Consider the following 23,739-nt stretch of genomic DNA (forward strand, 5'->3'; position numbering starts at 1 on the left):
TCTCTTTTTTTATGAATTTTTATAATAAAAAAGGCTATGAAAATCATAGCCAGTTTAGTCCATCTCGTTAGAGTAGACTAATTTTTTATCTTTAAAATAATATTTTGGAAGTCTGCCATGGAAGTGAGTGATAAAAGATGTTTCGCAGTCTGAAGAGTAGGAACAAATATCACGAATTTTTATTTCTTCATCAGCTTGTTTTCCAATTAAAACAACTTCATCGCCAACTTCACAATCGACACCAGTGGCATCAACCATCATTTGGTCCATGCAAATTAGACCAATTTGTTTACATCTTTTGCCATTAATTAAAACTTCTATTTTTTCTGATAGAATTCTTGGAAAGGCATCTGCATAACCAAGGGGAAGAGTCACTACTTTTGTATCTTTCTCACACTTATGATATCTTTCGTAACCTACTGTTTCTCCTTTTTTAACTTCTCTTATTGATGCAATTTGTGCTTTTATTGAAACAATTTCTTCTAAAGAAAATTCTTCTGGCAAGTGGTCGTCGCTATCTGTATAGCCATACTGAATTATTCCAGGTCTTACCATGTCTAGATTATATTCAGGATGGAATAAGACAGCAAGTGAATTTGCAATATGTCTATATTTAAAATTGCAATCAAGATCCTTCAATTCATCTATAAAGGAAGTAAAGACTTCAAACTGTCTTTTTGTAAATTCTGGATCGGATTCACAAGCAGCAAAGTGAGAAAAAATTCCTTCTACATAAATATTTTTAAGATCAAAAATCTCCTTTATTTGATCTTTTGATTCTTCACATGGGGTAAATCCAATTCTTGACATACCAGAATCAATAGCTATATGTACTAGGGCTTTTTCATTTAATTCTTTAGCTTTTTCGTTTAAAACTTTTGAATCATCTAGAGAATAAATTGTAAGAATTATATGATTTTTAATTGCATCTTCAAATAAATTTTCTGGAGTGTAACCTAAGACTAGAATTTTAATATCTGGGAATTCTTTTCTTAGAATTAAGGCTTCACTTAAAGTTGCTACTGCAAAATATTTTATTCCTAAATCAACAGAAATTTTAGATAGGGGTATGGCACCAAGTCTATAAGAGTCGCTTTTAACAACACTCATGATTTCTGTATTTTCACCTATCATTTTTTTTATTTCTTTCATATTGTTTTCAAATTTATCAAGATCTATTTCTATCCAAGCAGGTCTTGTCAAAAAATCTTTCATCTTATCTTCCTTTCAGTTAAGTAAGAATATTATTTTAAATTGCTTTTTTCATTATATCACAGGAAATAAATATAGAGTACTATTTGATAAAATAAAAAAACTGCCCAGAGGCAGTTTAAAATTAATATTCTTTTTCTACAAGCAAAATATTTAAAATAACAGCTACAATAGTTCCACCAGAAATACCTGAAGAAAATAAGGCAGCAAGTACACTTGGAAGCTTAGAAACTATATCTGGTCGCATAGTTATTCCAATACCAACACCAATTCCACCAGCAATTATCATTAGATTCTTTGATGAAAACTTTGCCCTAGAAAGAGCTTGCATACCTGAACCTAAAATTGTTCCGAACATTAAAATTCCAGCTCCACCAAGTATTGGAGTAGGCATAATGGAAACAAGAGTTGCAAACTTGGGACAAAGGCTCATTATTATTAAGATAAAAGATGAATAAATTGCAACTTTTTTTGATGCGCATTTTGTAAGTGGGATTAGTCCAACATTTTGACTAAAAGTTTGGGCTGCACCTGAACCAAAAATTGGAGAAAGCATTGAACCAATTGCATCAGCTCTTACACCAGAAGCAATGTCGCTATCACTTAAATCAACTTCACAAACTTCTCCCAGTGTTTTCATAACTCCAACAGTTTCTATAATAGTAACTAAATAGCCTGCTATAAAAGGAATTACAAATTTAAAATCAAATCTAATTCCAAAAGGAAAAATTTCTGGAATCTTAATCCAAGGAGCAGCAGCAACTTGTGAGAAATCAACAAGATGTAAAGGGATACAGATTATATAGGATATAATCATGGCAATAAAGACGGAAGCAGTTGTTGCAAATCCTCTAGCATAATGATTTATAAAAATTATAAGTAGGAAAGTAAAGACGGCAATGCCAATATAGAGTGGATCTCCATAATTTTCTGCACCATATCCACCGCCAACCCAGTCAAAGGCAACTGGCATCATAGTAATACCTATTAAGCTTATGACAGTTCCTGTAACAACTTCTGGGAAAAATTTAAGTAGTGGCTTAATAAAAAAGCTTAAAATTAATTCTAAAAGTGCACCTAATATTGTTGCTCCAAAGTAAGCAGCAAGACCGCCACCCATAGTGTTAATAACTGCATTGGCTGGTGGAACAAATCCAAAATCTGTTCCCATTATAGTCGGTAGACCAATCCCAACTTTAGCATTTCCTTTAAAAATTCCTCTTGTTTGGATAAAAGAACATATACCAGAAGCAAGAAGAGCAGCAGAGATAAGTACAGAAGTTTCGGCTACATTTGTGCCCGCAATTGCAGCAATACTAAGTGGCACTGCAATAATTCCACTAAAAGCAGTTAGAATATTTTGAAAACCAAGAAGAGATGATTTCAGAAATCCAGGCTTGTCGTCGACTTCGTATTCAAGTTTCTTTCTTTTGTATTCCTTCACAATAAACTCCTTTTTTAATATAATTATAACAAAATGATTTTAGCACATAAGCATTTGTCATACAATAAAAGAAAGGAGCAAAAAATGTATTTATTTGTAGCCCTAGGTGGGGCCTTGGGTTCTGGTCTCAGATATTTTTTAAGTAACAAGATAAATAGTGGTGGAGATTTTCCCCTTGCCACACTTATAATTAATGTAGTGGGAGCTTTTTTCTTAGCTTTAATTGCCTTTTACGCTGAGAAAAATAAATTGGATCCTAGACTTGTCTTATTTTTAAAGGTTGGATTCTGCGGAGGTTTTACAACTTTTTCAACTTTTGCCTTTGAAATATTTAATTTAGAAAATAATGGGAATTTAACACTTTCAATTTTTTACGCCTTAATTAGCATAATTTTATCGCTTATAGCAATTTACTTTGCAAGGTTTTTAATACTAGAAAAATTTTAGAATTATAATTTAAGAAATTTGTAAGAATTAAGAGGAATTTTTGTAATTATTATTTGTTAATATAATTACAGAAGGAGGGATGTAATGGATAAATACAATATTTTAATTGCTGAGGATGACAAGGAAATCGCAAAATCCATTGGAATTTATCTTAAAAATGAAAATTTTGATATTTTTTATGCTGAAGATGGACTTGAAGCTCTAGAAATTTTTAAAAATGAAAAAATTGACTTAATTATAATGGACCTCATGATGCCAAAACTTTCTGGAGAAGAAGCAATAATAAAACTGCGAGAAATTTCCTTTGTCCCAATAATTATCTTATCGGCAAAATCAGAGGACACAGACAAAATTTTTGGACTAAATATTGGTGCTGATGATTATGTTCAAAAGCCCTTCAATCCAATGGAACTCATTGCACGTGTAAAGAGCAATTTGAGGAGATTTTACGCCTATGATTTAAAAAGTGACAGGAATTTTATTGAGATAGGCAGCATCAAGTTAGATTTATCAGAAAAAATAGTCTATGTAGAAGACGAGCCAGTTAGTCTTACTTCCATTGAGTTCAAAATTTTGGAACTATTAATGAAGAATCCAAACAGGGTTTTTTCCATTGAAGAAATTTATGAAAGTGTCTGGAATGAACCAGCCATGGAGGCAAAGACTGTTACAGTTCACATTAGACGAATAAGAGAAAAAATCGAAGTAAATCCAAAGAAGCCAATGTACCTAAAAGTCCAGTGGGGTCTTGGATACAAATTTGAAGATTTGAGGCGAAAATAATGAAAAAAAATTCTTACAAACTTAGCTATTATGCTTTAATAATTTTAGGGATATCACTTATTTCACTTTTGGCAGGATCATTTTTCTTTTCTAAGAATCCAGATTCATCTTATAAAAGAATTATGACAGAAAATAGGATTTATAACACTCTAAATCAGTCAGTAAATGACAATGATGATTTTTATAGTAGTTATAAAGCATTTAACTATGCTATAAAGTCCTATAAACTAAAATATTTTGATCAAAACGGAAATGCTATAACTGATTTAGGAATGATCGATGCTCAAAAGAAAAAAGATGAATTGAAAAAAAAAGGTCTTAATCCAAAAAATTATTTAGAAGATTGGATGATAGAACAACCAGAAATAAAATCTGAATATAAAACTTTTTACTTAACTAATGAATATGAAAAAAATGAATTTGATCCATTAGAAATTGAAATGGGAAATAATGACTTTTTGATTACTGGTTCGGTAATTGATGATAGTATAGTGATTGACAAAATTCAAAAAAGTAAAAGACTTATGGATAGTGGCTATAATTTTATTGACAAGTCTTTTAAGACGGCTCTAAATGAAAACTTTAGTAAATTAAATAGTAATAATAATGTTAAAAATCTAAAGTTTGCTTATTACACATCATTAGACGATGAAGTTTTTAAAGATATTGAAAGAGATGTATTTAGAGACCAAGTCCAAGTACAAATTGGAGTAAGCGTATTAATCGCTGCAATATTATCTCTACTTCTCGGATTATTTATGAATATGGAAAAAATTGACTACAGTGAAAGCTTGAGAAAAGTTTTCAAGTTTCCAATAGAACTTATGATTATTTTATTTATAATATTTGCATTTTCTGCTGCAGGAATATCAAGTATGAATGAAATTTACAGAAATTTGTATATTTTCTATTTCTTGTATCTTCTTGGTCTTGTGATTGTTTCACTTACAGTAAATTATTTTATAATTTTATTAAAGAGCATATTTAACAAGAATACAGAAAATTATCTTGTCAAAAATTCTCTAATTTATAGAATTTTTAATGCTGCAATTTCAGAATTTTCAAATATAGATGAAGAAAATAAAAATATTAAAGATGCAAAAATTAAATTTACCCTAGTTTATTTTGGAATTTTCATATTGCTAGCAATACTCAATATGGTGTTTTCAACTATGTCTTACTATGCTCCTGAAAAAATGTTGATTCCAATGATATTATTTGGCATATTCATTTATTATATATTGATGAAAAATATAAATGAAGTTTCAAGGATTTCCAGAGAGTCCAGTGAAATTGTCAAGGGAAATTATAAAAAGAACATTGAAAAAAAGGGTGGACTTTATGATGGCATAGTCGACAACTTTAACAATATTGGAGAGAATTTAGACCTTGCCATTGAAGATGCAGTAAAGTCTGAGAGATTAAAGACAGAACTCATTACAAATGTAAGCCACGACTTAAAGACTCCACTGACATCTATAATTAATTATTCAGACCTCTTATCAAAAGATGATAATTCTGAAGAACAAGTGAAGGAATATTCAAAAATAATAAATGAAAAATCCAACAAGTTAAGGGTCTTAATCGAAGATTTATTTGAAGTTTCAAAGGCGACATCAAATAATATTGAGCTTAACAAGCAAGAACTCGACTTTAATTCTCTTGTTCAACAGTCAATAGGGGAGTGGGAAGACAAAATTGCAGAAAAGAATTTAGAAATAATTTCAAATCTTCCTGAAGAAAAAGTATTGCTTAACGTTGATGGACAAAAATTCTCAAGAGTTTTAGACAACTTATTTTCAAATATTTCTAAGTATGCCCTAGAAAATTCGAGAGTTTATGTTGATTTAATTGACGAAGATGGGGTAAAACTAACTATAAAAAATATTTCCAAGTATCCACTTAACATTTCTGCAGAGGAACTCATGGAAAGATTTACTCGCGGAGAAAAATCAAGGACAACATCAGGATCAGGTCTAGGACTATCAATAGCTTCATCCTTTGTGAGAGCACACGGTGCAAGCTTTGACATTGATATTGACGGAGACTTATTTAAAGTAAAAATAGAATTTTAAAATATAATTTAATAAAGAGGAGAAAGTTCGGTTGAAAATTATTTCACCGGACTTTTTAACACTTTACAAGCAGAAAATATTTTTATATACTAAAACTGAAAATTTTTATGAGCTATTATTAAAAATTAGGTATTAAGCAAATTTAATTTTACATATTTAATGGCGTAAGGGAATCATGAAAAGATTATACAATTTTTAGTGATTCTGAAGTTTTGATGAAGAGGAAAAGTAATGGAATTTATTATTTTTATTTGCTTTATGATTTTACTTTTATATTACAGAGCAAAGAAGAGAAGTAAAAAATTTAATCAAGAAAAAATTTACAACAATCTAAATCCGCTTTATTTGGTTTTTTCATTGTCATTCTTTTTAATATGGATTTACTTTGCTATGAAATTTATGGGCTGTCTATTTGACGTTTTAAGGGATGGCTATAAAATAAGTTTTTTTAAATTTTTATTTCCACAAATTAGAGCTATAGTTCTAAAATTTGCAGAAAATAATAATGAAAATATTCCTCATGAATTATTGCAACTACTTATGTCATATGAAAGTTTTTTGAAAAGTTGTCTTTTATTAATAATTACTTTTGTTTTCCTTGATTTAATGATAAACAGAATTGTAATAAAGGATGATGAAATTATTTTTAACAATAGAGTTTATCAAATAAATGATATTGTGGATTTAAAAAATAAAACTATTTTTACTAATCAATATGCTCAATTAAAATTTCAAAAAGATGAAATTTATTTGCCAATTAAGGGCAATGAAAAATTTATTAATTTAATTGACGATAAAATTTAACAAAATTAGAGAAGGAGAAAGTTCGGGAGACCGGACTTTTTTCTTTGCCCTAATTTCCTCTTGTGATAATATATGACTTAGGATGTGATATTGTGATTTTAAATAAAATTAGAAATATAATGAAAGAAAATAAAATAGATTTTTATCTAGTGCCATCAAAGGATCCTCACGGGTCAGAATATCTTCCAGACTATTATAAGGAAAGGGAATTTGTAACTGGCTTTACTGGTTCACAAGGGACTGCTGTTATAACAAATCAAGATGCTTATCTCTGGACAGACGGCAGGTATTTTATCCAAGCTGAAAAAGAAATTAAGGATTTTGGATTTGAACTCAAAAAACAAGGACAAGCAGGAGTTTTAAACTATGATGAATGGATTGCAGAAAATATAGAAGATGGAATGACCATCGGTCTTAATGCAGAATATTTTTCTCACCAAGAATTTAAATCTATTTCAAAAAAATTAGAAAATAAAAATATTAAAATTATTGATATAGATTTGATAAAAGACCTTTGGGAAGATAGGTATGACTATCTATCTGATGATGCCTTCTTGTTAGATATAAAATATTCAGGTAAATCAGCTAAAGAAAAAATTGCTGAAATCAGAGAAATTCTAAAAAAGAAAAATGCTAATATGACAGTTCTTTCATCTCTTGTGGATATTGCATGGACCTTAAATATTCGTGGCATGGACATAAAGGACACACCAGTTTTAATTTCTTTTATGATAATTGAAAGTGACAAGGTAATTTTATTTACAGATAGGGAAAAGACAAAAAAGATTGAAAAAGAACTTCTAAAGATTGTTGAATTAAAAGATTATAGAGAATTTTATTCTTATTTAAAAACTTATAAAGATGAAAAAATATATCTTGATTCCTCATCAATAAATGAAAGGATTTATAGGGGACTTTGTGAAAATAATAAAATTATTTTTGGCAGAAATATCTCAGAAGATTTAAAGACTATAAAAAATGAAGTTGAGATAAAAAATCTTGAAGAAACTTATGTGAGGGATGGAGCAATTTTATTTAAGTTCATCTGCTGGTTAAAAGAAAATGCTAAAAATAAAATTGGAGAATACGAAGCTGCCATGAAACTTGATAGTATGCGTGCAGAAGATCCCCTTTATATTTCAAATTCCTTTGATACGATTTCTGCCTATGGTAAAAACGCAGCCATGATGCATTATCACGCAAGAGAGGATAATCAAAGCATAATTGAGCCAAAAGGATTTTACTTAGTGGATTCTGGCGGACAATATTATTCTGGAACTACTGATATAACTAGAACCATTGCCATGGGAGAACTAACAGAGGAAGAAATTCGAGATTATACTCTCACTTTAAAGAGTCACATTGATTTAATGGACGCTGTATTTTTAAAGGGAACTTATGATTTGGCTCTTGATGGCATTGCAAGATATGCCTTGTGGCAAGAAAGACTGGATTATAAATGTGGAACAGGCCATGGAATTGGTTTTGTCTTATCCGTTCACGAAGGTCCGCAAAGAATTTCTCCAAGAGATCCTGCAGTTAGGATGGAAGAGGGCATGATTGTTTCCAACGAACCTGGAGTTTATAAGGAAGACAAGCACGGCATAAGACTTGAAAATATTATGAGAGTTGTCTTTGACAGCGAAACAGAAGATTCAATTTTTAATAAATTTAAGACAATTTCTTTTTGTCCCCTTGAAATAGAAGCAATTGATGTAAGGTTGCTGACAGATAGACAAAGAAAAGTTTTAAATTCTTACCACAAAGAAGTTTTTGAAAAATTAAGTCCACATTTAGATGGAGATATTTTAAATTCTTTAAAAGAAGCGACAAGAGAGGTTTAAATTGTTAGATTTAAGAGAAAGGCTTGATAAGCTTCCTGATAAACCAGGAGTTTATATAATGAAAAATGAATTAGACGAGATAATCTATGTTGGAAAAGCTAAATCTCTTAGGAAAAGAGTAAGACAATATTTTGGATCTTATGGTAAATCTTCCAAAAAAGTCGCCAGCATGGTGTCAAAGATTCATGATTTCGAGTATATAATAGTAGAAAATGAAGTTGAGTCCCTAGTTTTAGAATCGAATTTAATTAAAGACAATCATCCAAAATATAATATTCTCCTTCGTGATGACAAGCAGTACCCTTACATTAAAGTTAAGCTAAATGAGAGATTTCCAAGAGTTATGAAGACAAGAAGGATTGCAAAAGATGGGGCAAAATATTTTGGACCCTATCCTGATGTCTTTGCTGTCAATGGATCTATAGAGACCTTTGAGAGGGTCTATCCTCTTAGAACTTGCAATTTAAATTTAGAAAATGTAGAAGAAAAACCCTATAGACCTTGTTTAAATTATTATATAGGTAAGTGTATGGGACCCTGCATAGGAAATGTAAAAGATGAAGACTACAATGTAATGGTTGATGAGATTTTGAATTTTTTATCAAGTTCAAATAGTGATTTGCTTGAAAAGCTTAATAAAAAGATGATGGATTATTCGAGAAATCTTGATTATGAAAATGCAGCAGACATTAGGGACAGGATAAAAAATTTGGAATACCTAAAGGAAAGACAACTAATTAGTGATCCAGAAGCTAATGATGATAAAGATATTATTGCTCTTGCCAAGGGAATAGATGAAGTTCTTATTCAAATTTTCTTTTTTAGGAATGGAAAAATCATTGGTCGTGAGCACTACATGATTAGAGATTATTACAACGAAAGTTACGAAGAAATTTTTTCATCTTTTATAAAACAATTTTATATAGGGGCATCTTATATTCCTAAGGAAATTATTGTGGAAGAAAAACCAATGGATCTTAAGGTTTTGGAAGATTGGCTTTCTGAAAAAAGAGGAAATAAGGTAAGTATTATTGTTCCAATAAAGGGAAATAAAAAAGAACTTGTCAAAATGGTAAAAAGAAATGCTCTAGATATGATAGAAAAATATGGTGACAAGTTCAAAAAACGTGCCGAGTCAAATATGAAAGCTCTTGAAGACATAAAAGATTTAATTGGACTTGATGATATTCCAAGAAGAATTGAAGCTTATGATATTTCAAATATTTCTGGAGTTGAATCTGTAGGATCAATGGTGGTTTTTGAAGATGGTGATTCAAAAAAAAGTGACTACAGAAAATTTAGGATAAAAAGTGTTCTTGGACCTGATGACTATTCTAGTTTAAAAGAAGTTATTGAGAGAAGATTTAAAAGAGGAGTAGAAGAAAAAGAATCAGATAAGAATACTTCTTTTTCAAATTTTCCTGACTTAATCATGATGGATGGTGGCAAGGGACAAGTCAACGCAGCCAAGGAAATTCTTCATAAATTAAATTTAAATATAGAAATTTGTGGATTAGTAAAGGATGATTTTCACAGAACACGTGGAATAATTTATGACAATGAAGAATATAAAGTAGATTTAAATTCAAGAGCCTATAAGATGATTTATAAGATTCAAGAAGAAGCTCATAGATTTGCCATAAATTATCACAGGTCTTTGAGAACTAAAACTATGTTTAAATCGGAACTTGATGATATTAAATTAATTGGCCCTAAGAGAAAGGAAAATCTATTAAAACATTTTAAATCCATAGAGAAGATAAAAAATGCCAGTGTCGAAGAACTCATGGAAGTTGAATCCATGAATGAAGCAAGTGCTAATTCACTTTATGAGCACTTTAGGGGAGGAAAAAATGGGCGTTAAAATAAAATATATTGTGGACGAGCTTAATTTTGAACTTGTCCATGCAGCAAAAAATTACAATGAAATTGAAATAGAAAGCAGTGACATAAATAGACCTGGCTTGCAATTAAATGGATATTATTCAAAATTTGTAAAGGATAGAATACAATTAATTGGAACTCAGGAATGGCATTTTATAAACTCACTAGACGAAAATGAGAGATATGAAAAATTAGAAAAATTATTTATGTATGATATACCTGCAGTGATTTTCTCAAGAAATAGTGAAATTTTCCCACAAGCAATTGATCTTGCAGAAAAGTATAATGTGACAATTCTAAGAAGTCCAGATACTACATCTAAAGTTTTTAGCAAAATAATTTCTCTTGTAGAAGAAGCATTGGCACCAACCATGAGGATGCATGGAGTTCTTTTGGATATTTCTGGTATAGGAGTTTTGATAACTGGAAGAAGTGGAATTGGAAAAAGTGAAACTGCCCTAGATCTTATTTCTAACGGTGCAAGGCTTATATCAGATGACTCAGTAATTATAAAAAATATAGATAAGAGATTAATAGGAAAATCTCCAGAAATTACAAAATATTTTATGGAAATTAGGGGAGTTGGCATAATAGATGTCCAAAAAATGTTTGGAGTTGGCTTTGTCATGGAAGAAAAGGAAATTGAAGTTGTAATTAATTTAGAAGACTGGGATGAATCTAAGGAATACGAGAGATTAGGTCTAGACAACAATTACCAAAACATTTTGGGCATTGATGTAGTTAGGTTTGATATTCCAGTTAAACCAGGAAGGCATACAGCACTTATTATTGAAGTGGCAACAAAAAATTACAAACAAAAAGAATTAGGTTACAATCCTGCAGAAGCACTAAACAATAGATTAATGAGGAATAGAAAATAAGATAATAAAAAATAATTTATTATTTAAATTTTGTTTATTTATTTTTATAAATAGTATTCTAGAATTAAAGGAGAAAAAACAAATTCCATATTATGGAAGGTCTTTCACAATTCGCTTGATTCAAATCTTCTAAGGACTTTTATTAACAATATTATTGAAATTTATTAAATTAAGTTCTATAATATAAACAGTATGGTTAGTTAATATTTATATTATTAATAATAATTTAGGAGGCAAATATGTCTAAAACATTTAAAACAATGGACGGTAATGAAGCAGCCGCTCACGTGGCTTATGCCTTTTCAGACGTTGCTTGTATTTACCCAATAACACCTTCTTCACCAATGGCTGAGCACATTGATGCTTGGGCTTCTCACGGAAGAAAAAATATCTTCGGACAAGAAGTTTTGGTTAAGGAATTACAATCAGAAGGAGGAGCTGCTGGAGCTGTTCACGGTTCACTGCAAGCTGGATCATTAACTTCAACATATACAGCATCTCAAGGTTTATTACTTATGTTACCTAACATGTATAAGATAGCAGGGGAATTACTTCCTGGTGTATTCCACGTTGCAGCTAGAGCATTAGCTTCACACGCACTTTCAATTTTTGGAGATCACCAAGACGTAATGGCATCTAGAGCATCTGGATTTGCTATGTTAGCATCAGGTTCAGTTCAAGAATCCATGGATTTAGCTGGTGTTGCTCACTTATCAGCAATTAAAGGAAGAGTACCTTTTGTTCACTTCTTTGACGGATTCAGAACATCACACGAAATTCAAAAAATTGAAGTACTTAACTACGAAGACCTTGAAAAATTAGTAGACAAAGAAGCAGTAAAAGCTTTTAAACAAAGAGCTCTTAACCCTAATGGACCACAAATTAGAGGTACTGCACAAAACCCTGATATATACTTCCAAGAAATTGAAGCTTCAAATAACTACTACACTAATATCATTGATATTACTGAAGAATATATGAAGGAAATTTCTAAATTAACAGGAAGAGAATATCACTTATTCAACTACTACGGTGCAGAAGATGCAACTGACATAATCGTAGCAATGGGTTCTTCAACAGAAACAATCGAAGAAGTTGTTGACTACTTAAATGCCAAGGGAGAAAAAACTGGACTTATTAAAGTTCACCTTTACAGACCTTTCTCAGTTAAACACTTAATGGAAGCTATTCCAGAAACTGTTGAAAGAATTGCAGTTCTTGATAGAACTAAAGAAAAAGGTGCTGCAGGTCAACCTCTATATCTTGACGTTAGAGATGCATTCTATGAATCAGACAAGAAGCCACTTATTGTTGGTGGAATCTATGGTTTAGGTTCAAAAGACACTAACCCAACAGATATCCTTGCTGTATTTAATAATCTTAAAGAAGATCAACCAAAGAACGACTTTACAATTGGTATCCTTGATGATGTAACACATAAATCTCTTGAAATCAAAGAAGAAATCACAACAGAACCTGAAGGAACTATTAGATGTAAGTTCTGGGGATTCGGATCAGATGGTACTGTTGGTGCAAACAAATCTGCAATAAAGATTATTGGTGATAACACTGATATGTATGCACAAGGTTACTTTGACTATGACTCCAAAAAATCTGGTGGGGTTACAATGTCTCACTTAAGATTTGGTAACAACAAGATTACATCAACTTACCTATTGACAGAAACAGATTTTATTTCATGTTCTAAACAATCCTATGTATATTCTTATGACCTTTTGAGAGGACTTAAAAAGGGTGGCAAGTTCCTTCTAAACACAATTTGGAATGAAGAAGAACTTGACGAACACCTACCAGGATATATGAAAAAATATATTGCTGATAATGAAATTGAATTCTACACAATTAATGCAACAAAAATAGCTGCAGAAGTTGGACTTGGTGGAAGAACAAACATGGTAATGCAAGCTGCATTCTTTAAACTTTCTCAAGTACTTCCAATTGATCAAGCTGTAAAACTTCTTAAAGAAGCAATTGTAAAAGATTACGGCGCTAAGGGCGACGATATTGTTAACATGAACTACGCTGCAGTAGATCAAGGTATTGATGCACTTAACAAAGTAGAAGTTAAAGATTCTTGGAAAAACGCTGATACAACTAAGGACTTCAACATCGAAGGAGCACCTGATTTTATCAACAACATCCTAATTCCTATGAACAGACAAGAAGGTAACGACCTTCCTGTATCAACTTTCGTAGACATGGTTGATGGTACATTCCCATCTGGAACAAGCCGTTACGAAAAGAGAGGTATTGCTGTAAATGTACCTCACTGGAAGAGTGAAAACTGTATCCAATGTAATCAATGTTCTTTAGTTTGTCCTCACGCAGTAATTAGACCTTTCTTACCTGATGAAGAAGAAAAGGCTAATGCACCTGAAGGCTTTGAAACAATTAAAGCTAGAGGTAAAGGACTTGAAGATTATGAATACAGAATGCAAATTTCTCCTCTAGATTGTACTGGATGTGGAAACTGTGCTCAAGTTTGTCCAGCTAAAGAAAAAGCTCTTGTAATGTCACCATTTGAAAATGAAATTGAAGTTCAAGCTGCTAACTGGGAATATGCATCTCAACATATTAAGTCTAAAGAAGAAAATATTGAACCTAACAACTTCAAGAACACTCAATTCCAAACACCATATCTTGAATTCTCAGGAGCATGTGCTGGTTGTGGAGAAACTCCATATGTAAAACTAGTTACACAATTATTTGGAGATAGAATGAGTATTGCTAACGCTACAGGTTGTACATCAATCTGGGGTGGATCAGCTCCATCTATGCCATATTGCACAGATGATTGTGGAAATGGACCATCATGGGCAAACTCACTATTTGAAGATAATGCTGAATATGGTTATGGTATGGCTGTTTCTCAAGAACAAACAAGAAATAGAATTAAGAATCTTATGAATGATTTCATAGAACTTAATGTTGATTCTGAAGCAAATGATGCATTTAAAGCTTGGATTGACGGCATGAACGATTACAAAACATCTAAGGCTGCAAGTGCAAATGTATTAAAAGTTCTTGATAAAAAATTCGGAAACGAAGAAGCTGATACAATTATAGATGACCTTCAAGGATTAGAAAGATTCCTAATCAAGAAGAGTCAATGGATAATTGGTGGAGACGGCTGGGCATATGATATCGGATACGGTGGACTTGACCATGTTCTTGCATCAGGTGAAAATATAAACGTACTAGTACTTGATACTGAAGTTTATTCAAATACAGGTGGACAATCTTCTAAGGCAACTCCAACTGCAGCAATTGCACAATTCGCAGCAGCAGGTAAGTTAACTAAGAAGAAAGACCTAGGTCTAATGGCTACAACTTACGGATATGTATATGTTGCACAAATTGCTCTTGGTGCTGATAAAAACCAAGCTTACAAAGCAATTAAAGAAGCAGAAGCTTATAATGGACCATCACTAATTATTGCTTATGCTCCATGTATTAACCATGGTATTAGAGTAGGTATGGGCTTCTCAGTCGAAGAAGAAAAGAAAGCTGTAGAAACAGGTTACTGGCACCTATACAGATTTAACCCAGAACTTAAAGAAGAAGGAAAGAATCCATTCATCTTAGATTCAAAAGAACCTACAAAACCATTCAGAGACTTCCTTGACGGAGAAGTAAGATATACATCTCTTAAAAAGTTATTCCCTGAAAGAGCGGAAAAACTTTACGAAGTTGCTGAAGAAAATGCAAAAGAAAGATATGAAAGTTATTTAACTCTTGCAGAAGACGAAAAATAATTTTAAATAAATTTTAATTTCTAATTAAACTCGCTTGAGGAAACTTGAGCGAGTTTTTACATATATTTTATTTTAGAATTTTTAACAAGATATTTTATTAAATAAGTTATTTTTTATAGATTAAGAATTGTTTTTTTATCTAGTCAAAACGTTGATTTTTTTAAATTTTTAATATAATATTAAATTTATTAATGGAGGTCGAGATGAAATTAATATTTGATATAAATGGTGGCGACAATAAAGAAGAAATCATCAAGGGAGCTGTTGATGCCTCTAATGAATTTGACAAAGAAATTATATTAGTGGGAAGAGAAGATTTTATAAAAGAAAATCTCAGTGACCTAGATTATAATGAAAATAAGATTGAAATAGTAGATGCAAAAGAAAACATAGAAAATAATGAAGAACCTGTTCTTGCCTTGAGAAGGAAAAAAGATTCTTCTATTGTAAAGGCTATGACTCTTTTAAAAGAAAAAAAAGCAGATGCTCTCATTTCTGCGGGAAGCACTGGAGCTCTTTTAGGTGGAGGAATCTTTATTGTTGGTAGAATTGAGGGAATAAAAAGAGGAGTTCTTCCGACTTTGATACCAGGGATGAAATCAAATACTTTGATTATAGATTCAGGTGCAAATATGGATACTAGTCCAGAGCTTTTACTTGAATTTGCAACTCTTGGTCATGTATTTTTGAGGGAATATTATAAAATAGATAATCCTAAAATAGGACTTTTAAATGTTGGTTCTGAAGAAGGAAAGGGTAATTCTCTTTATAAAGAAGCTTACCAAAAATTGAAAGAATCAGACTTAAATTTTGTTGGAAATATTGAAGCAAGGGATATAATGGATAATGATATGGACCTTCTTGTTTGTGACGGTTTTGATGGAAATATATTATTAAAATCAATTGAAGGTGTTGTTGATTTTGCGACAAAAAACGTATTTTATGGAATAGCTAATTCTGATCTTGATGATAAAACAAAAGCTGCTTTTACAGAATTTTTAATGAAAAAATTTAAAAATTTAGATGCAAAAGAAGTTGGAGGTACACTTCTTCTAGGAATAGATGGAAATATTATTAAAGCTCATGGAAATTCAGATAGAAGGGCTATAAAAAATGCTGCAAAATATGCCATAGATATAGTAGAATCTAATATTGTAGATAAAATAAAAGATAAGGTGGAAAAATAATGAAAGATAGAATTTTACAAATTATTGCTGAACAGTTTAATATTGATAAAGACGAACTTAAAGAAGATATGAATTTTCAAGATGATTTAAATGCTGATTCTATTGAACTTGTAGAACTTGTCATGACAATAGAAGAAGAATTTGAGACAGAAGTTTCTGAAGAAGATTTGGAAAGATTAAAGACTATTGGTGATGTAATAGATTATGTAGAAGACTTGGATCAATAAACCCATGACCTTTTCCAATTTAGAAAATCTTGAAAAAAAATTAAATTATAAATTTAAAAACAAAGATCTTTTAAAAAAGGCACTGACTCACAGTTCTTATGTAAATGAAAATAAGATGAAACAGTATGAATGCAATGAAAGGCTTGAATTTCTTGGGGATGCTGTACTTGGACTGGTTATAGGAGAATATTTTTATAAGAGCTTTCCAAAGGATAATGAAGGTTCTCTTAGTAAAATGAGGGCAGAATCTGTAAATGAAAAAGTTTTGTTTTTTATTTCAAAGACCTTAGGGCTTGGAGATTATATAAGCTTTGGCAAGGGTGAAAAGAAAAATGGTGGAAGCAAGAGAGAGTCTACTTCTGCTGATGCTCTGGAAGCCTTGATTGGGTCTATTTATTTAGACTCGGATTTTGATACTGCTAAAAGAATTGTTTTAAATTTATTTGATGATTTTTTAAAAGAAGATGCATATAAACTTTTTAATATAGATTTTAAGACAAGGTTTCAAGAAGAAGTACAAAAGTCTGGGAAAAAATCTGAGTATATTTTAGTGAGAGAAGAAGGTCCAGATAATGACAAGACTTTTTTCACAGAATTGTATTTAGATGATATCTTAGTTGGAAAAGGAAAAGGTAGGACTAAAAAAGAGTCCCAACAAGAAGCTGCAAGGGATGCCTTTGAAAGGAGAGGGAATGTCTAAGAGAAATATTATACCAATTTTCATTCCTCACTATGGCTGTCCTAATGATTGTGTTTTTTGCAATCAAAGAAAAATAACGGGAATGTCTACAGATATTTCAAATAGTGATGTTGAGAAAACTATTTTGGAATATCTTTCTTATTTTAAGAGGAAAGATAATATTGAAGTTGCCTTTTATGGAGGAAGTTTTACTGCTATACCAATAGAAGAGCAAACTGAATTTTTAAAAGTTGCTTATAGTTTTAAGAAAAAAGGGCTTGTACAATATATACGTCTATCAACAAGACCAGATGCAATAGATAAAGACATTTTGGACAATTTAAAAAAATATGGTGTTGATATAATTGAATTGGGAGTACAAAGTCTTGATCCTGAAGTTTTGAGATTATCAAATAGAGGTCACGATGCTTTATGTGTTTATGAATCTGCTAAACTAATTAAGGATTATGGATTCAATCTTGGACTACAACAAATGGTTGGACTTCCTGGAGATAATGTAGAAAAATCACTTTATACAGCCAGAGAATTTGTAAAGCTCAAGCCATATTGTGTGAGAATTTATCCGACTCTTGTAATAAAAGAAACTGCTTTATATAAGAATTTAAAAAATGGGAGTTATAAGGCTCTTGAATTGGAAGATTCCCTTAAATATGTTGCAGATATTTTAAATGTTTATTATAAAAACAATATAAATGTAATTAGAGTTGGTCTTCAGCCAACTGAAAATATTAATTTTAATAAAGATGTAGTGGCAGGTGCTTTTCATCCAGCTTATAGACAATTAGTTGAATCTTATTATTTTAAAAGTGCACTTATAAATTATTTTAAAGAATCAAATAATTTAGCTGATGAACTTGTTCTTCGTGCCAAGGGAAAAAATATTTCAAATATTAGTGGACAGGCTTCAAAGAATAAGGAAGAATTGATTAAAGAACTTAAAATAAAAAAATTAAGCCTTAGACAAAAAGATTTGTCAGATTTTGAAGTAGAAATCATAGCTAATAGAGATGAAATTATAGATGTTAGGAAGTATTATAGGTGAGTCCATGTTTTTAAAAAATGTTACTATGCAAGGTTTTAAATCCTTTGCTAATAGAACAAAAATTGAATTAGATAAAACCACAACGGCTATAGTCGGTCCAAATGGCAGTGGTAAGAGTAATATAACTGATGCAATCACCTGGGTACTGGGAGAAACATCTGTGAAAAATCTTCGTGGAAATAAAATGGAAGATGTTATATTTTCTGGGACTGATTCAAAAAAACCACTGGGAATGGCTGAAGTTACAATAGTCTTTGACAATTCAGATAAGGCTTTAAAGCTTCCATACAATGAAGTTTCAGTTACTAGAAGAATGTACAGGTCTCTTGAAAGTGAGTTTTTAATAAATAATAAAAAATGTAGGCTCAAGGATATAAAAGAACTATTCATGGACACTGGAATAGGAAAAGATGGATATTCTGTAATTGGACAAGGAAAAATCGAATCAGTTCTAAGTTCAAAACCTGAAGATAGAAGAAATATTTTTGAGGAAGCTGCGGGGATTTCAAAATACAAATATAAAAAAATACAATCCAACAATAAACTTTTAAAGACAGAAGAAAATTTAATAAGAATTGAAGATATTTTATCTGAAATAGAAGTGCAAGAAAAGAATTTGAGAATTCAAGCACAAAAAGCTGAGGCATACTTAGAAGATTATCAAAAATTAAAAGTATATGACATAAATTTTTCTTTGAAGGATATGAAAAATCGTGAAGAGGAAGTTTTAAGTCAAGAAGAAAAATTAGAAGAATTAAATAAAAATTCTGCAAATATTTTAGAAAAAAGAAATAATTTGTCAAATTTATTGCAAGAACTTGAAAGTGAGATATCCAATTTAAAGGAAGAAGAAAAGTTATCGGCTGAAAATTTAAACATTAAAAAAGAGGCTTATGATAAATTAAACTTAGCTATAAATTTAGACGAAGAAAAAATAAATTCATTAAAAAAAGATTCTGAGAGAATTACTTTTGAAAATGAAGAACTAAATAAAAATCTAATTAATAGTGAGAATTCTCTGGGAAAAATTAAAGAAGATGAAGATGTTTTAAATTCTAAAAAAGAAGAAATTCTTGAAAAATTAAGATCCAAGGAAGAATTAATAAAAAAATTAGAAGAAGATTTTAGAAATCTTGAAGAAATTGGAAATTTAAATTTTGAAAATAAAAATAAGATAAGAAATGAAATTGAAAATTTAAATTTTAAAAATGAAACTTTAAAAGACATAATTAAAGAAAAAAATAATAGAAAAGATAGTCTAGATAAAAGTATAGAGAGCTTAAAGGAAAATCAGCTTCAATTTTTAGAAATTATTGATAAAGAAACAAGAGAACTTGATCTTTTAAAAGAAAAATTAAAAAAAGAAGATGAAGATTTTGAAAAGACCAAATCAAATCTCTTGAAATTAGAAGAAGAAAACAAAAATCAAGAAAATAAATTGCTTGCTAGAAAAAATGATGCTAATGAGATAAAAGCTAAGTTAAAAATTCTTGAAAATATGGAGTCTAACTATGAAGGATATAATAGAACAGTTAAATCTTTTATGAATTTTTCTTCTAGAAATAATATTTTTAAAGAATCCCTTTATGGACCTGTTGCAGAAAAGTTTTATGTTGAAAAAGATTTTGAAAAAGCAATTTCTGTTGCCCTTGGTTCAATGTCGCAAAATATCATTGTTTCTTCGACTAAAGATACTTCAGAAATGCTTAAAATTCTAGAAAAAAATAAGATGGGAAGGGCAACTTTTCTTCCTTTAGATAGAGTTTCTGGAAATAAAGTTAATATAAATTCTAAAGAAGATGGATTTATTGGACTTGCCTGTGATTTAATAAAGTTTGATGAAGTTTTCAGGGGGATTTTTTACAATTTACTAGGTAGAGTAATAATCGCAGATAATTTTAAAAATGCCTCTAGAATTTCAAAAAAGCATAGATTAAAAGTTGTAACTTTAAAAGGTGAAGTTTTCAATCCTTCTGGGGCAATAACTGGTGGTTCATTAAATAACTACAACAGCAGTTTTATCTTGAGAAAAAATGAAATTAATGATTTTAACGATAGATTAAATAAGTTAAATAAAGAAATTTCAGAACTCAATGAAGAAAAATCAAAAATTGAAGAAGAAATTAAGAAACTAAATAATTTTGCTGAGAAATATTTGGAAGTGAGAAATTCCAATACTTTAAAGATAAATGAAATTGAAGGCAATCTTTATAAAAATAAAAATGACAACAATTTAAATAAGGAGTATTTAGATAAATATTTAAGAGAAAAGGAAGAACTCGAAGAAAATATTAAATCTGATAAAAAAAGTTTGGAAGAAAACAAACTAGAAGTTGACAAAAAAAATAAGCTTTTAGAAGAATTAATAACAGAATTTAACAGTGCTGACAAGCTTCAAAGTCTTTCCAGTGAAATAGAAGGTTTCAAATCAGAAAAAATTGAAATTCAATTACTTGAAAGAGAAAACCGAGAAAAAATTCTTTATCTATCCAAAGAAAAGGAAAGAATTCTATCTGAGATAAATACTACTAAAGAAAAGCTTGCGAATAATAAAAACATTTTAGAAGAAGCTGGCTCTAACATTGGCTTAAAGACATCTTCAAATGAAGAAAATAAAAATTCTTTAGAGGATTTAAAAATTTCTATTTCAAATTTAGATAATTCTCTTAGAGATTTTAAAGAAAAGTTAGATAAAAAAAATAAAAAATATTTTGAAACTAAAGATAGCTTATCCAATTTAAAGGAAGAGTCCTTAATTCTAAGTTCTGAAATGGAAAAGTTAAAAATCAAAATTGATCTTAATAAAAATAAAATATCAAGTGAAGTTGAGAGATTAAAAGAAGATTATGATATTGTAGATTATCATGATTTTATAGATGATGAACTTCACGATTTAAAGGAAAGTACTCTAAGACGCTTAAAGAAAAAACTTAGAGATTATGGAGAGGTGAATATTTCTTCTATTGAGGAATATAAAGTTGTCAAAGAAAGATGTGATTTTTATACATCACAAAGAGATGACTTAATTAATTCTAAAGAAGAAATCAAATCTATCTTAACTAAACTTGATCATGAAATGAAAAAGTTATTTAATGAAGCAATGGAAGAAATTTCTGCGAACTTTACTGAGATTTTTAAGATTCTATTTAATGGAGGTCGTGCTGAAATTAGCATTGAGGGAGATGTTTTAGAGTCTGGAATAGAGATTAAGGCTTCTCCTCCAGGGAAAAGACTGCAATCTCTTTCACTTTTATCAGGTGGAGAGAGGTCTCTCACTGCTGTGGCACTTTTATTTGCCTTATTAAAATATAGACCAGCATCTTTTTGTATTTTAGATGAAATTGATGCTGCACTTGATGATGCCAACATTAAGAGATATGCTGATTACCTTTTAACCTTAGAGGGAATTCAGTTTATAATAATTACTCACAGAAAACTTACAATGGAGATTGCAAAGACTATGTATGGTGTTACAATGGAAGAGAAGGGAATTAGTAAGTTGTTTTCTGTAAAATTAAAGGATTAGGAGATAGAAAATGTTTGAATGGTTAAAAGATAAATTTAAGAAAAAAGATGAAGAAGTTGATAAAGAGGAATTAAAAGAAGAAATTCCTTCAGAAGAAGTTAGCGACAAGGAAGAAATCCATGAAAAACTAGAGGAAATTTCAAAAGAAGAAAATCTTTCAAAGGATGAAATTGAAAGTTCTGAAGAAAAAGAAAATACAAATGAAGTATTTCAAGACCAAGAAGTCATAAAAGACGCCATGGAAAATAAGGAAGAAATAAAAGAAGAAATTCCTTCGGAAGAAAAAAGTGACAAGGAAGAAATCCATGAAAAACTAGAAGAAATTTCAAAAGAAGAAAATCTTTCAAAGGATGAAATTGAAAGTTCTGAAGAAAAAGAAGATACAAATGAAGTATTTCAAGACCAAGAAGTCATAAAAGATGCTTTAGAAGATAAAGAAGAAAAGAAAGAAGAAAAAGTTTCCGAAGAACCAAAAAAGGCTTCTTTATTCCAAAGATTAAAAGATGGTTTAGACAAAACAAGAAAAGAAGTTGGCATAAAGATCAATACTGTCCTTGGAGCTTACGTCAAAATTGATGACGAGATGCTAGAAGATTTGGAGGATATTTTAATTTCAGCAGATGTTGGTATGGAAACAACAATGAAATTAATTGATAATTTGCGTGAAACAATTATCAGAGAAAAAATAAATGATCCTCAAAAAGTTAAGCCAATATTAATGGAAGAAGCAAAAAAATTAATGAATCCAGAATTAAATACTCCAATTAATACAGAAGCACCAGCGATTGTTCTTGTAGTTGGAGTAAATGGAGTTGGAAAGACAACCACAATTGGAAAGCTTTCTTCTCGTTTTAAAAGAGAAGGCAAGTCTGTATTAGTTTGTGCTGCAGATACTTTTAGGGCTGCTGCAATTGATCAATTAAAAGAATGGGGAAATAGGGCTAATGTAGATATAATTAGCCACGCAGAAGGATCTGATCCAGCATCTGTTGTATTTGATGCTATAGAAGCTGCCAAGGCTAGAAAAACTGATGTATTAATAGTTGATACAGCAGGAAGACTTCACAATAAGTCTAATTTAATGAAGGAACTTGAAAAAATTAATAGAATTATTTCAAATAAATATCCAGAAGCGAACAGAGAAAATCTCTTAGTTTTAGATTCCACAACAGGACAAAATGCAATAAGTCAAGCAAAAACTTTTAAAGAAGCAACTGATATAACAGGAATTGCTCTTACAAAACTTGATGGAACTGCTAAGGGTGGAGTTGTAATAGCACTTCAATCAGAGCTTGGAATTCCTATTAAACTTATTGGGGTTGGAGAAGGAATTGATGATCTTCAAAACTTTAATATAGATAGTTTCCTAGAAACAATTTTTGGATAAGCTTTAAATAAAGGTAGACCTTGCTGTCTATCTTTTTTTAAATTAAAAATTCATAAAAATATAAAAAAATCAAAGAAAAATGTTGACATTCTAAGGACTATTAGTTAGAATTATATAGGTCAAGTAAAAAGGTTGACCTCTCTAGAAAAATGGTGGTAAAATGAATGAAAAATTTTTTAGGATGAACAGCTTACTTGATTTTTATGGAAAGCTTCTTACTGAAAAGCAAAATAAGGCAGCTTATATGTATTATGTTTATGATTGTACTATAAACGAGATATCATCTGAACTTAATATTTCAAAGCAAGCAGTATTTGATAATTTAAAAAGAGCAGAAAATAATTTGGAAGAGTTTGAGGAAAAACTTGAGCTAATAAAAAATTCAAAAAAAGAAGAAGCTAATAAAGAAATAAAAAGAGAAAAAATTGAAACTATTTTAGAAAGTATAGAAGAAGAGACTTTAAATCAAAATAATAATTTGAAGTTTAAAGAACTTAGAGAAATACTTTTTGACTAGGAG

17 protein-coding genes are annotated in these 23,739 nt (G+C 30.2%); 15 read left to right on the forward strand and 2 right to left on the reverse strand.

Going from position 1 to position 23,739, the window contains the following annotated elements:
• Positions 1-54: 54 nt before the first annotated feature.
• Both alr and BN3657_RS05700 read right to left on the reverse strand, forming a co-directional pair.
• Positions 55-1,215, reverse strand: a complete 1,161-nt coding sequence (gene alr / locus BN3657_RS05695; RefSeq protein WP_062552123.1) for an alanine racemase — start codon at positions 1,213-1,215, stop codon at positions 55-57.
• A gap of 121 nt (positions 1,216-1,336) precedes the next feature.
• On the reverse strand, positions 1,337-2,656 hold the full coding sequence (locus BN3657_RS05700; RefSeq protein WP_062552124.1) for a uracil-xanthine permease family protein: 1,320 nt from the start codon (positions 2,654-2,656) through the stop codon (positions 1,337-1,339).
• A gap of 84 nt (positions 2,657-2,740) precedes the next feature.
• On the opposite strand from BN3657_RS05700, the gene crcB reads away from it, so the two are divergent.
• From crcB to ylxM, 15 genes are all read left to right on the forward strand, one after another.
• Positions 2,741-3,103: a fluoride efflux transporter CrcB gene (crcB, locus tag BN3657_RS05705; RefSeq protein ID WP_062552125.1), complete on the forward strand. Its 363-nt coding sequence runs from the start codon at positions 2,741-2,743 to the stop codon at positions 3,101-3,103.
• 84 nt (positions 3,104-3,187) lie between these two features.
• Positions 3,188-3,886, forward strand: a complete 699-nt coding sequence (locus tag BN3657_RS05710) for a response regulator transcription factor (protein ID WP_062552126.1) — start codon at positions 3,188-3,190, stop codon at positions 3,884-3,886.
• The gene (locus BN3657_RS05715) at positions 3,886-5,961 is read left to right on the forward strand and encodes a sensor histidine kinase (protein WP_062552127.1); all 2,076 of its coding nucleotides are present in this window, start codon (positions 3,886-3,888) and stop codon (positions 5,959-5,961) included. The genes BN3657_RS05710 and BN3657_RS05715 overlap by 1 nt, the downstream gene beginning before the upstream one ends.
• A 231-nt stretch (positions 5,962-6,192) precedes the next feature.
• A complete protein-coding gene (locus BN3657_RS05720; protein ID WP_062552128.1) occupies positions 6,193-6,765 on the forward strand; it encodes a hypothetical protein in 573 nt (190 codons plus the stop codon).
• A gap of 92 nt (positions 6,766-6,857) precedes the next feature.
• A complete protein-coding gene (locus BN3657_RS05725; RefSeq protein ID WP_062552129.1) occupies positions 6,858-8,609 on the forward strand; it encodes an aminopeptidase P family protein in 1,752 nt (583 codons plus the stop codon).
• Position 8,610: 1 nt separating this feature from the next.
• Positions 8,611-10,473, forward strand: a complete 1,863-nt coding sequence (gene uvrC, locus BN3657_RS05730) for an excinuclease ABC subunit UvrC (protein WP_062552130.1) — start codon at positions 8,611-8,613, stop codon at positions 10,471-10,473.
• On the forward strand, positions 10,463-11,374 hold the full coding sequence (gene hprK, locus BN3657_RS05735; protein ID WP_062552131.1) for an HPr(Ser) kinase/phosphatase: 912 nt from the start codon (positions 10,463-10,465) through the stop codon (positions 11,372-11,374). The genes uvrC and hprK overlap by 11 nt, the downstream gene beginning before the upstream one ends.
• Positions 11,375-11,613: 239 nt before the next feature.
• A complete protein-coding gene (gene nifJ / locus BN3657_RS05740) occupies positions 11,614-15,150 on the forward strand; it encodes a pyruvate:ferredoxin (flavodoxin) oxidoreductase (RefSeq protein ID WP_062552132.1) in 3,537 nt (1,178 codons plus the stop codon).
• A 203-nt stretch (positions 15,151-15,353) separates the two neighbouring features.
• Positions 15,354-16,337, forward strand: a complete 984-nt coding sequence (gene plsX, locus BN3657_RS05745) for a phosphate acyltransferase PlsX (RefSeq protein ID WP_062552133.1) — start codon at positions 15,354-15,356, stop codon at positions 16,335-16,337.
• Positions 16,337-16,564 (forward strand): acyl carrier protein, encoded by a 228-nt coding sequence (gene acpP / locus BN3657_RS05750; RefSeq protein WP_019138136.1) that lies wholly within the window; start codon positions 16,337-16,339, stop codon positions 16,562-16,564. The genes plsX and acpP overlap by 1 nt, the downstream gene beginning before the upstream one ends.
• A gap of 4 nt (positions 16,565-16,568) precedes the next feature.
• Complete coding sequence (gene rnc, locus BN3657_RS05755; protein ID WP_062552134.1) at positions 16,569-17,264, forward strand: ribonuclease III; 696 nt, start codon at positions 16,569-16,571, stop codon at positions 17,262-17,264.
• Positions 17,257-18,306, forward strand: a complete 1,050-nt coding sequence (locus BN3657_RS05760; RefSeq protein ID WP_062552135.1) for an elongator complex protein 3 — start codon at positions 17,257-17,259, stop codon at positions 18,304-18,306. Before rnc ends, BN3657_RS05760 begins: the two co-directional genes overlap by 8 nt.
• Before the next feature lie 4 nt (positions 18,307-18,310).
• A complete protein-coding gene (smc, locus tag BN3657_RS05765; protein WP_062552136.1) occupies positions 18,311-21,832 on the forward strand; it encodes a chromosome segregation protein SMC in 3,522 nt (1,173 codons plus the stop codon).
• 10 nt (positions 21,833-21,842) lie between these two features.
• A complete protein-coding gene (ftsY, locus tag BN3657_RS05770) occupies positions 21,843-23,219 on the forward strand; it encodes a signal recognition particle-docking protein FtsY (RefSeq protein WP_062552137.1) in 1,377 nt (458 codons plus the stop codon).
• Between the two features lie 160 nt (positions 23,220-23,379).
• A complete protein-coding gene (ylxM, locus tag BN3657_RS05775; RefSeq protein WP_019138145.1) occupies positions 23,380-23,736 on the forward strand; it encodes a YlxM family DNA-binding protein in 357 nt (118 codons plus the stop codon).
• The last annotated feature ends 3 nt before the right edge of the window (positions 23,737-23,739 follow it).

Origin of the sequence: Peptoniphilus phoceensis (assembly GCF_001517665.2) — a bacterium.
GTDB lineage: Bacteria > Bacillota > Clostridia > Tissierellales > Peptoniphilaceae > Peptoniphilus_A > Peptoniphilus_A timonensis.